The 13,844-nt window shown below is 67.2% G+C and carries 15 protein-coding genes; 13 read left to right on the top strand and 2 right to left on the bottom strand.

What is annotated here, in order from left to right:
* Positions 1-210: 210 nt before the first annotated feature.
* Positions 211-1,428, bottom strand: a complete 1,218-nt coding sequence (locus tag ACIBHX_RS46660; RefSeq protein ID WP_397074743.1) for a helix-turn-helix domain-containing protein — start codon at positions 1,426-1,428, stop codon at positions 211-213.
* Between the two features lies 1 nt (position 1,429).
* A complete protein-coding gene (locus tag ACIBHX_RS46655) occupies positions 1,430-1,741 on the bottom strand; it encodes a putative quinol monooxygenase (protein ID WP_397074742.1) in 312 nt (103 codons plus the stop codon).
* 278 nt (positions 1,742-2,019) lie between these two features.
* Between ACIBHX_RS46655 and ACIBHX_RS46650 the strand changes: the two genes are divergently transcribed.
* From ACIBHX_RS46650 to ACIBHX_RS46590, 13 genes are all read left to right on the top strand, one after another.
* Complete coding sequence (locus ACIBHX_RS46650) at positions 2,020-2,259, top strand: helix-turn-helix domain-containing protein (protein WP_397074740.1); 240 nt, start codon at positions 2,020-2,022, stop codon at positions 2,257-2,259.
* A complete protein-coding gene (locus tag ACIBHX_RS46645; protein ID WP_397074738.1) occupies positions 2,256-2,678 on the top strand; it encodes an SsgA family sporulation/cell division regulator in 423 nt (140 codons plus the stop codon). The genes ACIBHX_RS46650 and ACIBHX_RS46645 overlap by 4 nt, the downstream gene beginning before the upstream one ends.
* Positions 2,675-2,971 (top strand): hypothetical protein, encoded by a 297-nt coding sequence (locus ACIBHX_RS46640; RefSeq protein ID WP_397074736.1) that lies wholly within the window; start codon positions 2,675-2,677, stop codon positions 2,969-2,971. Before ACIBHX_RS46645 ends, ACIBHX_RS46640 begins: the two co-directional genes overlap by 4 nt.
* Positions 2,968-3,381 carry an ATP-binding protein gene (locus tag ACIBHX_RS46635; protein ID WP_397074734.1) on the top strand — a complete coding sequence of 138 codons (414 nt, stop codon included), beginning with the start codon at positions 2,968-2,970 and terminating at the stop codon, positions 3,379-3,381. The genes ACIBHX_RS46640 and ACIBHX_RS46635 overlap by 4 nt, the downstream gene beginning before the upstream one ends.
* Positions 3,378-5,048, top strand: coding sequence for a DUF2637 domain-containing protein (locus ACIBHX_RS46630; RefSeq protein ID WP_397074732.1), 1,671 nt, complete (start codon positions 3,378-3,380; stop codon positions 5,046-5,048). The genes ACIBHX_RS46635 and ACIBHX_RS46630 overlap by 4 nt, the downstream gene beginning before the upstream one ends.
* Before the next feature lie 217 nt (positions 5,049-5,265).
* Positions 5,266-5,526 (top strand): hypothetical protein, encoded by a 261-nt coding sequence (locus ACIBHX_RS46625; protein WP_397074730.1) that lies wholly within the window; start codon positions 5,266-5,268, stop codon positions 5,524-5,526.
* Entirely contained in the window at positions 5,526-5,882 is a 357-nt protein-coding gene (locus tag ACIBHX_RS46620) for a hypothetical protein (protein WP_397074728.1), read from the top strand. Before ACIBHX_RS46625 ends, ACIBHX_RS46620 begins: the two co-directional genes overlap by 1 nt.
* A 5-nt stretch (positions 5,883-5,887) precedes the next feature.
* Complete coding sequence (locus tag ACIBHX_RS46615; RefSeq protein WP_397074726.1) at positions 5,888-6,268, top strand: hypothetical protein; 381 nt, start codon at positions 5,888-5,890, stop codon at positions 6,266-6,268.
* Between the two features lie 6 nt (positions 6,269-6,274).
* On the top strand, positions 6,275-8,491 hold the full coding sequence (locus tag ACIBHX_RS46610) for a hypothetical protein (protein WP_397074724.1): 2,217 nt from the start codon (positions 6,275-6,277) through the stop codon (positions 8,489-8,491).
* 232 nt (positions 8,492-8,723) lie between these two features.
* Complete coding sequence (locus tag ACIBHX_RS46605; protein ID WP_397074722.1) at positions 8,724-9,497, top strand: hypothetical protein; 774 nt, start codon at positions 8,724-8,726, stop codon at positions 9,495-9,497.
* Positions 9,498-9,716: 219 nt separating this feature from the next.
* Complete coding sequence (locus tag ACIBHX_RS46600) at positions 9,717-11,945, top strand: DNA translocase FtsK (RefSeq protein WP_397074720.1); 2,229 nt, start codon at positions 9,717-9,719, stop codon at positions 11,943-11,945.
* Positions 11,946-11,984: 39 nt separating this feature from the next.
* Entirely contained in the window at positions 11,985-13,082 is a 1,098-nt protein-coding gene (locus tag ACIBHX_RS46595; RefSeq protein WP_397074718.1) for a hypothetical protein, read from the top strand.
* A gap of 96 nt (positions 13,083-13,178) precedes the next feature.
* A complete protein-coding gene (locus tag ACIBHX_RS46590) occupies positions 13,179-13,835 on the top strand; it encodes a hypothetical protein (protein ID WP_397074716.1) in 657 nt (218 codons plus the stop codon).
* Positions 13,836-13,844 lie beyond the last annotated feature (9 nt).

Genomic DNA, 13,844 nt, shown 5'->3' with positions numbered 1-13,844 from the left:
GATGTTCCGCCCGCTCCTGGCCGTCAATCCAAGGGGCGGGCGTCCGAAACGGTAGTCGTCTACCGCGCAGAAGGTAATCCCGACACCCCATTACTCCGCGAAGATCCTCCGCGTTGTAATGAATCGCCCTGGGTGTGGATCACCGTCAAAGCATGCGGAGGCCAGGGATAGCCCTCACCTCACGCCCCGTGGTCTCTCCCGTGACGATGCCTAGGGGAGCAGTCCCACCCTCTGGGCCATCTCCTTCAGCGTGCGGGACGATCGGCGTCCGGACCGTTGAAGGAGTTCCTGGACTGCAAGGCGGGGGAGTGGGTGATTCTCGAATGACTCTGGAGCGATCATTTCCGCCTGAGCCAGCCACTGGATGGCACTGTTCAGATTGCCTCGCTGGATCTCCGCTCGTGCCGTATCGATCGCAAGCCTGAACTGCCGTTCTGGAGACAACGAGGAGCTGTCGATGCCGCTGGCCAGTTCGATGGCCTGGCCGGCGTCGCCAAGGTCGACGGCTACCGAGACACGATGGATGGCGAGATTGGTAGGCCCGAACTCGGTCCCGTACTCGTTGCGGTCGGCCCCGAGTTGAGTTGCTGCGTCAGCCGCGGCGTCTAGAAATGCGTGGGCCTGGGAGCGTTGCCCCTCACGTCCGGATATCACTGCCATGGCCAGGTTGAGTGCTCCAAAGAGCGAGAGTTCCGGCGGAGTGGCGGTCCGCCGGTCGACCCGTGCTTGCAGGCTGCTGATAGCCGTTTCTGCGACGTGTTGCGCAGCCGCGATGTCCTGCAAGCCCAGCAAGGCGTGGACCATCCGGTAAAGGCTCGCGACGATCGCGAGAGGGTCCCCCTGACGCTCCGCGGCGTGGAAGGCCCGGTCGGCCGCGACCCAGGCTGCCTCGCTCTCATGAAGACGCGCGAGCATAGCTGCAGCTGCCTGGTAAACGCGGCTGAGCAAGGCGTAACAGGCCGGACGAGCGGCATCATTCAGCAGGCGGACGATCGCCTCAGCTCGATGAATCAGATCCGCCAGAAGCGGCTCCAGGTCCTCGTACTGCGCAGTGTGCAGGAGCGGCCATACCCGCTCTGCGTCTACTTCCAGCGTGGCGAGATCAGATTCGGCTTCGCCGTTGAATACGCCGAGGGCGACGCTTAGTGCGGGATGTCCGGTCAGCGCGGTGCGCAGTAGGTACGCCTGGCGCGGACGCACGGCTTCGACGTCCTCTCCACGCAGGTACGCCACGTCGACGTCGAACAGTTCAGCCAGCTTCTGAAGGACTGGCGGGCGCTCGACCGCTCGAACACCGCGCTCGACTTGCGAAACCCAGCTGACCGAGCGGTCCATGAGCGCGGCGAGTTCCTCCTGATTCAGGCCCCGACCGAGGCGGAGTCGCCTGATGCGATCGCCGACGAGGGCCATCTTCTCGGATTCGGTCACCTCAGGTCGTCGCCTTGATCGCGAAGGGAGCCGCCAGAACATCCACCACAGCGCCGGTGATGAACTCCTCACGAGCCTTCAGAAAGTGCATGACATGAGGCTGCTTCTCATGCTCCTCGAAAGCCGCACGATCCCGGTAGAGCTCGTAGAAGATCCGCTGGTCAGGAGTGTCTACCACGTGATGGCAGGCGTAGATCAGTGTGCCGGGTTCGCTCTTTCGAACCCGCTCGACGGTGGCCTTGACCAGAGCGTCGAAGGCTGCTGCGGTGCCGGACTTGAGCGTAAAGCGGACTACTAGTCCGAACTCATTCACAGGCCACTCCTGACGTGATCGCCATCCCAAGATTTGATCGTCTCATCTTGCCTAACCTGCACTCAGCGTACTACTCGCACTTTTTGTACTAGACAACACTGACAGTGCGAGTTACATTCGCGGTGCAACGCAAGCAAGCCCTGCCAGCCCCGAAAGCCCTGCACCACAGACATGCGTGGGGGCAACAGGCAGGCAACACGAGGACGGCCCCCGGCGTGGTCAGACGCCGAGGGCCGCGAGGGGTCGCACTTCCATCTCTGCAGAAAGGGACACGACCCGTGGACATCATCCCCAACTCCTCATCCGACCCGCTACTGAACAGGAAGCCTGCGGCAGAAGTCCTGGAGGTAAGCGCACACACGGTCTGGCGCTGGGCCAAGGCGGGGCTCCTGCCCTATGAGCCCACAGCTGGCGGGATCTGGCGGTACCGACTTTCACACCTCAAGGAGCTGAAGAACGATCTGCAGCAGCGCGGGCAAAAGCCGATGGCCGATTCTGACCAGGCGGTGGCCGTATGAAGGCCAAAACGTGCGTTCTAGACGTGTGGACTGAGGCCCATCAGCGCGTTACAGGCGTTCTCCGCTACAAGCCCCAGGACCCATACGCGGTGCACTTCTCCTTCCGCGGTGCCGGTCCGGAGGGGGAGACGGTGCTGTATCGCTTCGCGCGCCACCTGCTCGTCGAGGGTCTGGACCAGGTCGCGGGTGAGTGCGACGTCCTCGTGGCGCCTCACCCGGAGGACCCGGACTGGCTGACGATCACGCTCCGCCCAGGGCCGGGAAAGCGCACGGTCGTCTACGTTCCCTCGAGGCGGGTGGAGAAGTTCATCACCTCGACGTATGACATGGTCCCGATGGGGCGCGAGCACGAGCTGGTCGACGTCGACAAAGCAGTGGATGAGGCACTCGCGCAGATCTTCCGGCAGGTGGCGACATGACCGCCCCCACGATCGCCTCCGATGCCACCCGCCTGTTCCTGGATCGGCAGGGCGTTGCCCTGCTGGTTGCCGAGCACGCTGAGCTCCTGGCCGCCGCGCGAGCTACCGTGGCCGCCGCCGCGTGCGGCGAGCAGGACCCTCTGCTGCACCTGCGGCACGCGTTGGACTGTCATGGCCAGCTGCCGCCGGCCGGCGTCGCGCCGCACACGTTGCTAGCTCATTCCTCCGCGCCGACCCTGGCGACCTGCCTCTGCGCCTCGGCGTGCATCTGCTGCGGGAGGTCGGCGCGATGAAATGCACGGCTGCCGCCCCCTCGGGCAGCATCGAGCGTCCGTTCGCTGGCTTGCCGACCATGATGGGCGAGGTCCGCGCGTGGGTGCTGGGCCTTCTCCCACAGGACTATCCCCGGCGCCTTGACGTGGCGCTGGTGGCCACCGAGCTGGCTACCAACACGCTCATCCACAGCAGGTCCGGTCGGCCTGACGGCGAGTTCACGGTGCGCCTCGTGCTCACCTCAACGACCGTGGAACTGGCTGTCGTCGACCAGGGCCCACTGACCGTTCCGGCACCGCGTGCGGCCGACGAGTCCGGCCGTGGGCTGCGCATCGTGCGTGAGCTGGCCGATGACGTCCGGTGGGAGATCACCGCCGAGGGGCGCACCACGTGGGCGCGGTTCGTGGTCGCCAGCGGAGGCGCGTCGTGAGCACTTACTACGACCGTCAGGCCCAGCGCACGGCTGCGTCGGGCGAGGCCGAGCGCCAGCTGGCGCAGGCCGACGAACTGCGGGCGGCCACCGAGCTGTCGCGCGAACAGGGCCGTGAAGACCTGGCTGATCGGCGGGCCAAGCGCCGGGCGCAAGCGCGCACTGAGGCTGATCGGCGCCGAGCGGCTCGCCGCCGCGAGCGGGATGAGCGCCGTCAGAAGAAGATCGCCCGGCGGAAGACCGAGCGGGAGACCAAGGCCGTCGAGCGTCAGGGGTGGCGCAAGCGCGCGATGGATCGTGTGCGTCGCAACATTCCCTTCCTGGTCGCAGGGACGGCGATGGGCTCGCCGATCGTGATCGCGTGGAATGGCCAGCTAGCCTTCGCTCGCGATGTCATGCATCTGGGCGCACTAGCGCCGGCATTGCCGATCGCGCTTGAAGGAGCCGTCTGGTACCTGGCCTGGCTGACGCACACCGCTATCAAGGCGAAGCTTCCCACCGGTCGCTACCGGCTGTTCACCTGGGGCTTTGCCTGCATGGCGGCAGGAATGAACTTCTGGCACGGCCGCCAGGCGTACGGCAGCGACGGCATCCAGGCGGGCGTGACGCTCGCGATCAGCAGCCTCCTGGGCATCGCGTTGTGGGAGCTGACGGCCACGCTCGTCACGCAGGCCGGGACAGGCCGTACCGCCGCTGAGCTCCGCACAGCTCTGTGGCGGAAGATCCGCTACCCGCGCTTGTCGTGGGCGGCGATGAGCATCCGGGCCGCCCACAGCTGTGGTGCGGAGCAGGCGTGGCGGAGCGCGTGGCGGGATCGGTTCGGAGTCGAGCCCGAAGCCGGGCGGCGTGAGCGCAGGCTGGCGAAGGCGATCATGAAGGCAAGCGCCAAGGCCGATCTCGAAGCCGCTAAGGACGGCCGCCTCAAGTTCGTCGATGGCGTCATTCTCGGGCGGCCGATCCCCTCCGTGCCGATCACCCGATCGGATCGATTCAGCGCTGGCGAGCCTCGATCGATCGATGTGCATGTTGCGGTGAACCCAGTCGATCGATCGACGGTAACTGCACCTGGGGCCGATCGATCGATCGAGGGCGAGGTGCTCCAGAATCGTCGATCGATCGAGCCGCCTCGTGGCGCGTCGATCGACCTGACGCAGAATCGGGATCGATCGATGGGTGGGGGCGGGAGTACGTCCGCGCTCGATTCTCACGGTCGTGGGGGATCAATCGATCGAGGCGTGCAGGCGTCGATCGAGGCTGGCCGTACTGGTGGCGAGGGTCTGGGACGCCTGGCCGATCTGCTACGGCCGGTTCCTTCCACTTCCGATGCCGGAGATGAGTCGATCGATCCTCAGCCGCGGGAGGCCGGCGAGACGAGTGATGAGTTGGCGCCGCGCCGCCGACCCAAGACCGGCGCAAAGGCCGATCGATCGACAGGTGCATCGAAAGAGGGCACGACGGGCTCCGTTCCCCGCAGGAGCGATCGTCGAGGTCGTCGCAAGTCGTTCGAGGAGCACCGCGAGGTGCTCAAGTCGATGATCGGTAGTGGCCACATCGATCCGGACGCTGCCACGACGGAGCTGGTACGCACCACGCTGCAGTGTGCGCCCTGGGTGGCTCGGGAGTTGTTCAAGGAGCTGCCGCAGCTTTCGCAGGAGGCGTCGGCATGATCTTCATCTGCCTCGTGCGTGCTGACCGGCCCCGAACCCCCGCGTATCGACGTCTTGTCACCACACATGAGCAAATCGTGAGCACACACTCCTCACACACCTCCACACATGTACAAACCGTCAGAGCACAACTGCCGAGCGTGATGGTTGGCGGGTGCGGCACACGCCCCTCTTCAACCTCTGCTTGTGCGGTTGGCGCCGGAGAGGGGTGGGTGTGATGAACCCCAGCGTATGGGTGCGCATGTTGGAGGTCTTCACCACGGCAATGCTCGTCGCGGTCGCCGTCATGATCGCTTTCAGCGTCGATATCGGCAGCACCTGGCGCCTTCGCTGCGCGTCGGTTCGCGCTCGATGGCGCTATGCCGCGCGGCAGGCCGCCATTCCTCTGCAGGTCGGCCGCGACAACGTGATCGTTTACACCTCCACCAAACAGATCGCGTTGGCGCTGTTGCGCGACGTGATCGGAGAGGAGTTGTGATGGACCTCGCCCGGATGGTGCACGAGTTCGAGACGTCCTATCCCACCGAGAGCTTCGAAGCCCAGCTGGCCTACCTTGACCTGCTCGAAGCCCTCTTCCAGCGGGCCTCACTGACAATCCAGATCGACGCCGAGCTGGCCGCCACCTGGCTGTGGAAGCGCAAGCCCCGCAAGGGCAAGCGCGTGCCTCGCCAGGACCGGCGCAGGCTGTGCCGCCGTACCAGGGCTCATGGTCGCCACAGCGGCAACGCCTGGGCTGAGGCGATCAGATTCGTGCGACGGCAGCGCGACGTCATCGAGGAGTTCATCAAGATCGAGAAGGCCGCAGCCAAGCGGGCGCAGAAGGAAGGCCAGTAACCGCCATGGACCAGAACACGTCGCTGGCCACCACCGCGGGGCAGATCGAACGGGCCCATTTCACAGTCGGGCACGTGGCCTATCGCCAGCACCAGGAGCACTGGAAGTCGCTGGGGTGCGGGCTGGCCATCTTGATCGCGGAGGACGCACAGCACACCGGCAGGTGGCTGCGTTCGCGCGAGCGGGGTGTGGGCTGGTGGAAGCGGCTGTTCCTCGGCTTCCGGGCGGCCAGCCACGGCCGCAACATCTCCAAGGCCGTGACGGAGGCCGTCAAGGACATCGTCCTGATGGCCAATGATCACGACGAGTACATGACCTTGGAACGCATGGCTGGGCAGAAGTCCAGCCCCTTGGGTCGTCCCGACCGCTACCGGACAGGAGGGTGATCTTCCATGATGGCTCGACGTGAGCTTGCCGTGCGTGACCGTGAGGAGATGCGCCTGTCGGGCGGTCTGTTCGTGGTGCACGTTCTACCGCTGCTGCTGCCGGCAGCGGCGTGGCTGATACTCGGCGCCGCGATGATGGGCGCCAACAAGGCCTGGGGACCAGAGGCCAATCCGCACGTCACACCGATAATTTCGGTGATCTTCCTCATCTTGATGGCAGGGCTGACCGCGTTCGGCTGGTCGATCAACGGCAAGGCCCGCACCCACCTTCGCGTAGCGGTGGTCATCAGCGGCGTGGCCGGCACGGTGAACCTGATTCTGGGCCTGACTTTCTGGCTGTTTCAGGGCTGGATGATCACTGTGTTCATCCTGTCTGGCCTGCCTGTTTGGGGTGTGTGGGTGGTGTGGCGGCTGATGCGCTACGCCGGAGCCACCGAGACTGGCGACGGCAGCGGCGGCAACGACCTGCTGCACGCCATCAAGAGTGCCAAGGTCCGCTTCTCCAAGCCCACGGTCGACGAACGTGGCGTCGTGCGGGCCAAGGTCCACACGACGCCAGGCGGCACCCTGGAGGACGCCCGCACCCTGATCCCGCTGCTTGCGGCCGAAGGCAAGGCGGTGCGCGGCAGCGCCCAGCTGATCCGTGATCCGGATGTCGACGGCATCGCCGAGTTCGAGATGGCCACGGTCGACAATCTGAAAGACGGCGTGCCCTGGCGGGGAGTGGAGCAGGTCGGGGTGGGCAGCCTGCCCACCGACTGGTTCTCGGTGGGCCAGTACCAGACCGAGGAATGCCTGGTCAGGATCGTGGGCGAGGAGGACGACCCAGCCGGCGACATCAAGCACCTGAAGATCGGTGGCGTCACCGGCAGCGGCAAGTCCAACGCCGCCCTGGTCTTCCTGACCTCCCTGCTGCTCAAGCGCCGTCTGAACATCATCGGCATCGACCTCACCAAGGGTATGCAGACCCTCGGCCTGCTGGCGCACGGCCTGACCTGGGTGCTGAACGATCCTCAGGATGTCGAGCAGTTCCTGGCGCGGCTGCCGCACGTCATCAAGGGCCGCGGCGACCAGCTGGCACGCGAGGGGCTGCGCCGCTGGAGCCTGCGCAGCAAGCTCGACCTGATGGTGGTGTGGATCGAGGAGTCCAAGGCGATGCGCCGCTACCAGTCTCGATATGAGGCTCTGGCAGCCGACGCCAGATCCGCCGGCATCTGGCTGGTCTCCTCCACTCAGGACTGGCTGTGGCGAAATGTCTCCACCAGCGCCCGCAAGAGCCACACCGCCGGCATCTGCTTCGGCATGACCGAGGCCGACGACGTGCAGACCATCCTGCCGCCTGAGGCCGTCCAGGCCCTCGGCAAGGACGGGCTGCCGCTCTGGGGATCGGACAAGCCCGGCTACTGCTACATCTCCGGCCTGGGTATCCCGCCGACCAAGTGGGCGAGGTTTGTACGCTTCGCCATCGCCACCGATGAGCAGATTCTGCAGGCCGTGGAGGTGGGCGCCCCCTACCGCAGCCCCATGGATCCGATCACCGCCGACCTGTTCGGCGAGCTGTTTGCCCGCCGCACCATCTACACCGGCCCCCAGTGGGGCGGCTCGATTACCTCCAAGGCCGTGGAAACAGTTCCCGCTCGGCTGGTCTCGGCGCCACAGCCCGCCACGCGGCCGACGATGCCAGCTGCGCCCCTATTTCGCGGGCCGCAGGCCCCCTGGGAGGACCCAGACGACGACCTCGAGGAGGATCTCGTGGACGCAAGCCCGGAGGAGGCGGCGCGCCGCGCCGCCGAATACGAACGCCGGGAGCACGCCGAGATGCTCGCCCGCCTGGAGGAGTCCAGACGGCGCAACCTCGGCGAAGACCTCAAGCCCGGCGACTTCGCCGACATCGACCCCACCATTCCCCTGTCCATGGACATCGACGACGACGGCCAGGAGGAAGAGGACAACGGGCCTGAGATCGAGCCCGAGGAGGCACGGCGGATCTTCGATACCAAGCTGGATGAGCTCTACCGTGCGGGTGCCCGCCGGGTTGAGACCTCTCACCTGGTCGCTTGGACGGAGGAGGTGCGCCGCCACCGCACCTATCTCTACGGCCAGGTCAAGCGCTGGCGTCAGGCCGGGTTGGTGGAGGAGGACGCTGACAACGGCGGATGGCTGATCGTCGGCTCGCCATTGGAGACCATCGCGCGGGCGCCCGGCTCACCTCACGGAACGTAACCGCACCGGCAGCGCGGCCACACACCGCCGGGCGCCGCCCTGAGTCTTATAGGGAAATCCTCGTGTGCGTAAGGAGCACAAGGGGCAAACACCCCTGACAAACATGTCCTCGCACACCATCCGCACACCCCCACACGACTACGCAGAGTCACCAAACGCGGAGAGTTGGGCTCTCACACACATGACCACACAACCCCTGAACACCCGGCACACGCCCCCGAGGAGGAGCACCGTGAGCCAGAGCAAGGTCATCCCCGCCATCGATCCCGCCCTGCACACCTGCCTTGACCCGGCCGAGCGTGCCGAGCTGCTCGACGCGCTGGCCGCCGACCTGGACAGGGCCGGGCACACGATCCCGGCCCGGTTGGTCGGCATCGTCGCCGAAAGCGAGCGGCTGCTCGTCGATCCGGACGCCGAACTGGAGGACGAGGCGTGGATGGAAAGCGAGGCGGTCTGGCAGCTGCAGGAGCAAAGCACCCGCCCTGATCGCGCCGAGACCCTGGAGGCCATCTACCACCAGTGGGCGCGCCCCACGTTCGGCGTCGAGGCTGCGGCCATCCTGATGGAACTGGCCGACGCCGAATACAGCCTGGCCCAAGCGCAGGACACCGCGGCCGCCGCCAATGATCAACCCGCGAAGGGTCAGCTCCCCCTGGCGCGGCCGCCTGCCGACGCCGCCATCAGCGAGCCTGCCTCAACGGTGCCGAGCGCCCCTCAGGCGCAGTCCAGCATCGCCGCAACGCAGACCCCGGTGGCCGACGTCGACGTCGAGGCCGGGGGGCAGGACACGGGCATGGCCGCGCAGCGAACCACGCGTCCGTCGTTCACCTCGCGCCATCCCTTCATCTGGCGGATCCCCCTGCCGGTGGCGGGCGTGGCTCTGGCCGCGGTCGTGGTGGGTCCGACCGTGCTGATGGCCAAGATGATCGCCGCGCTGACCCTGATTCTCCTGGTGATCGCGGTGGTCATCGTGCTTGCCGTCACCGGCGGCGGGATCCGGAGGTAACAGCAGATGGCTCGCCGACGTACCACCACACGCCGTACGACGGCCGCGCGCAAACCGGCCCCCGCGGTCGCACGGCCACAGCGATCCTCAAGCCGCACACACCTGCGCAAGCTGGCACGCGGGATCGGCGCCCTCGTACGGAATTGCACTGGGGGAGCTCGCGAGTTCCCTGAAGCGCAGCGCCGCGACGAGCTCGCCCTAGGCCTCCTGGTGGCCGCTGTGGCCATTCCCGCGGTGGGAACCGGCTACCAGGTCCCGCCCCTGCAGGCAGCCGCGTTTGCTGTGCGGATCGTGTCGGGCACGCTGACCTGGCCCTGGTTGTCCTTGTTGCTGGCGTATGTGGGTCTGCGGGTGTTCCGGCACCCGGATGCGCCGCACGCAACCGTGCGGCGCAGTGCCGGGCTGTGCGCGCTCTACCTCGTCATCTCCGGGTTCATCCACCTGGCCCACGGCATCCCTGTCCCGGGCTCGACGTCCTCGTCCTGGGCTCGTCTGGGCGAGGCCGGAGGCCTGCTAGGGCTGGCCTCCACCTGGCCCGCGTTGAACATCCCCGTCTGGTCCGTCGCCGCCTGCCTGATTGGGCTCGCCGGATACGGCATCTGGCTGACGTGGACGGATCCGATCCAGAGCATGCTCGGACGGTTGCTGCACGCCAACGTTGACGACGATGACGGCCGCCGCTCCGAGCGCTACCGCCGAACCCCTGTCACGGAATCGGAGGATGCGGAGACCGGACAGACTCCCGTCAACGGCCAGCCTCCAGCCGAGACCCAGTCGACGGGAGCATCACGGCTGCCCAACCAGGCCGCACCCACCCATCCGGGGCCGGACGAGCAGGTACCTGCCATGCCCGACCCGGAGATGTTCACCCCCCGGACCCCGTTCGACGCCACGCTCGTCATCACCGACGCCGCTCCACCCGACGCCTCGCCCGCTGCAGCCGCGCCGGCCGATAAGACCGTCACCAACGGGCTGGTGAGCCAGAGCCTGCTGGCCAGCGGCACCTCATCCCGCATCAACACAGCCGCGATGCAGGCGATGCAACAACGCCTGAACGGAGTCCTCACCGAGTTCAAGATCAACGCCGAGGTGAGGTCCTTCACTAGAGGGCCGACCGTCACCCGCTACGAGATCTTCCTCGGATCCGGGGTGAAGGTGGAGAAGGTCACCGGCCTGCAGAAGAACTTCGCGCTTGCCGCGCAGACAGGCGATGTCCGGATGGTGGCCCCCATCCCAGGCAAATCCGCCATCGGCGTGGAGATCCCCAACCCTGATAAGGACGTCGTCGCGCTTGGTGACGTGCTGCGTTCGCCGGTGGCTTCCAGCGACTCGCACCCGCTCGTGGTGGGTTTGGGCAAGGACGTCGAGGGGCGCAACACAGCGGCCAACCTGGCCAAGATGCCGCACCTGCTCATCGCTGGCGCCACCGGCGCGGGCAAGTCCGTCTGCGTCAACGGCTTGATCGTCAGCATCCTCACTCGCGCCACCCCTGATCAGGTCGGTCTGCTCTTGATCGACCCCAAGCGAGTGGAACTGTCGGTCTACCAGGGTGTCCCGCATCTGATCGCGCCCATCGTCACCGAGCCCCGCAAGGCCGCCGAAGCCTTGGACTGGGTGGTGGGGGAAATGACCCGCCGCTACGACGACCTGGCCGCCACCGGCTTCCGGCACGTCGATGAGTTCAACAAGGCCGTTCACGCGGGCAAGCTGGGCAACCGGCCCGGCACCCAGACGCCCTACCAGCCACACCGCTACCTGCTCGTCATCATCGACGAGCTGGCCGACCTCATGATGGTCGCCCCGCGCGACGTGGAGGACTCCATCGTCCGCATCACCCAGCTCGCCCGTGCCGCCGGGATCCACCTCGTGATCGCCACGCAGCGGCCATCGGTGGACGTCGTGACCGGTCTGATCAAGGCCAATGTGCCGTCCCGGCTGGCGTTTGCGGTGTCCTCGCTCACCGACTCGCGGGTCATCCTGGACCAGCCCGGCGCCGAGAAGCTCATCGGCCAGGGCGACGCGCTGTTTCTGCCCGCCGGCGCGGGCGCCCCCATCCGCCTGCAGAACGCCTTCGTCTCAGAGAAGGAGATCGCGGACGTGGTCACGCAGTTGCGGAACGGACCCGCCCGCCCCCTCCCGACTCCCCATCCAGCACCCACCGCCACAGCCTCCACCAGCCAGCACGAGCCGCCTCTGGACCACGACGACTATGCGCTGCTGGAGCAGGCTGCTGAGCTCGTGGTCACCACACAGTTCGGATCCACCTCCATGCTGCAGCGCAAGCTCCGCATCGGCTTCGCCCAGGCCGGCACGCTCATGGACTTGCTCCACTCCCGCAACGTGGTGGGCCCCTCCGAAGGCTCCAAAGCCCGCGAAGTCCTCGTCAAACCCGACGATCTTCCCAAGCTGCTCGCCGACCTGCGCGCCCATGCAGCCCCTGCCAAGTAAGTGCTCGCCCCTACCCGCTCACTGAACGGAGATCATCACATGCGCGTTCTACACCGCACCCACCGCGGTAATCGCGCCGGGTTGTCCCTAACAGGCAGCTCTGACCCTGGACACCCGACCTGGCCGTGGCTGGTATTCGCCACCCTGATCGGCTGCTGGCTCGTCTCCAGCCTGTCCTGGCTGACCCAGGCCCCGCCCTGGATGATGGACGCCGGGTTGTCGCTGCAGCTGCTCATCACGACTCTCGTCCCGGCCATCGCGATAGCGCGGCGCCGCCACCTCAGGCCCGAGCTGCCGACGAGCCAGCAGCCGATCAGCCTCGTCACCTCCCAAGACGTCGTCCGCCACGATGTCGTCGACTCCGCACAGGTGCGCGACCTATACCGGGAGCGGGCGCACCTGCTCGCGGCCCTGACCGCCGCCGCCTCCTGCCCGGCTGTGATCTGCGACAACGACCCCATGGCGGACAGGCCCGTCGTCTACGTGGACAGCCCTTGCGGGCAACTGTCCTGGCACGTGGACGCCAGTGACCTGGACCTGCTCGGGCACATGCGGGTCATCGCCCCCGACTCCGTCCACGCCCCCGTCTGGGATGGCCACAGCACGGCGGAAAAGTATGAGCGGCTGGACGCCTTCACCAAGCTGCTGGCCACCTGCGGCACCCTGGCAGCCGGCGCGGCCGACATGAACCAAAACGTGCGCTTCAACCAGCGCACCGCAGGGCGCTGGAGCGGGCAGCTGCTCAGCTTCGGCACGATCACGGCCGAAGGTCACCGGCTGGTCGAACCGGCCTGCCAAGACAGCGATCCCTGGCAGGCCGACGCCGAGCTGCGCGACGAGCACGGGACGGTCATCGGCACCGTCGAGCAGGCGTGGATCTTCCACGGCGCCCTGTACGGCTCGGGCCGCATCTACCCGACACCGGCTGGTATCGCGGCCGTGACGCGTTTCGGCGGGCCGGTCGAGGTCGAGCTGTCGGAGACCGCCGTCGCCCCGGTGCTGGAAAGCGACGACAGGCTCGTCATGGAGCACCGGCTGCTCGAGCCGTGGCATCTGAAGTCGGTGAGCCTGCGCCGCGACCGGAGCCAGCACGACGCCCGCATCGCCATCGTGGCCTGGCCGCGGCCCCTCCACTAGCAGGAAGGGCGCATTCCAGGCGGGCCAGTCGCCAAACCATCCCGCCGCAGAATGCGCCCCTCAATCCCCGCTTCCAGAAACGGAGTACCTCCCATCATGACCGACGATCTCGGCATCCCGCGCCCTCGCCGGCGCACTGCTGCCCGATCTTCCTACCTGGCCTCCGTCCCCGACGCCGGCGCTGCGCCGGAGCTGGACGAACCCAGTCAGGGCCCTCGCCACGGCATCGCCGGGACCTCTGCCGGCATCCCCGACCCGCAGGTCCAGGAGGGACTGCTGCTGATGGACCTGGACAGCGCGACGCTGCTGACCAACGAGATCACCGCCGTACGCGGTGAACTCGCCCGGACCGACGCCAAGGCCGGCCTGCTGCTGCAGCTGGCCAGCGGCGGAGCCGCCCTGATCATCGCGCTCGGCGCGGCCGCCGCCCGCCAGCTGCCGCTGGCGGCCCAGCTCGGCTTGGGCCTGGAGATCGCGCTGCTGGCCAGTGCGGTGTTCATCCTGCTCGGGGTGGTCCAACCCGCGCTGCCGCGGCGCGGCCAGAGCGGCTACGGGTTCTGCGCCTACGCCGGCGCGGCCGACGTCGACGAGCTGATGGACCTGGTAGCCGCGGGCCCGACCCGGCTGAGCGTGGCGCTGATGGAGCTGTCGACGCTCACCCAGGCCAAGTACCGGCGGGTGCACACGGCGGTGTGGCTGCTGCGGGCCGCCATCGTCGTCCTGGTCATCTCCGGCGCGCTGGTCGCGCGGTAGCGGGTGGGG

The sequence above is a fragment of the Nonomuraea sp. NPDC050536 genome, assembly GCF_044457685.1.
Lineage (GTDB): Bacteria > Actinomycetota > Actinomycetes > Streptosporangiales > Streptosporangiaceae > Nonomuraea.
This window is presented reverse-complemented; position numbering and strand designations above follow the sequence as displayed.

Coding starts and splice junctions, on each gene's coding strand:
- ACIBHX_RS46595 (WP_397074718.1), top strand. CDS start 11,985: ATGCGCGTTCTACACCGCACCCACCGCGGTAATCGCGCCGGGTTGTCC.
- ACIBHX_RS46620 (WP_397074728.1), top strand. CDS start 5,526: ATGGACCTCGCCCGGATGGTGCACGAGTTCGAGACGTCCTATCCCACC.
- ACIBHX_RS46645 (WP_397074738.1), top strand. CDS start 2,256: ATGAAGGCCAAAACGTGCGTTCTAGACGTGTGGACTGAGGCCCATCAG.
- ACIBHX_RS46635 (WP_397074734.1), top strand. CDS start 2,968: ATGAAATGCACGGCTGCCGCCCCCTCGGGCAGCATCGAGCGTCCGTTC.
- ACIBHX_RS46640 (WP_397074736.1), top strand. CDS start 2,675: ATGACCGCCCCCACGATCGCCTCCGATGCCACCCGCCTGTTCCTGGAT.
- ACIBHX_RS46590 (WP_397074716.1), top strand. CDS start 13,179: ATGACCGACGATCTCGGCATCCCGCGCCCTCGCCGGCGCACTGCTGCC.
- ACIBHX_RS46610 (WP_397074724.1), top strand. CDS start 6,275: ATGATGGCTCGACGTGAGCTTGCCGTGCGTGACCGTGAGGAGATGCGC.
- ACIBHX_RS46615 (WP_397074726.1), top strand. CDS start 5,888: ATGGACCAGAACACGTCGCTGGCCACCACCGCGGGGCAGATCGAACGG.
- ACIBHX_RS46625 (WP_397074730.1), top strand. CDS start 5,266: ATGAACCCCAGCGTATGGGTGCGCATGTTGGAGGTCTTCACCACGGCA.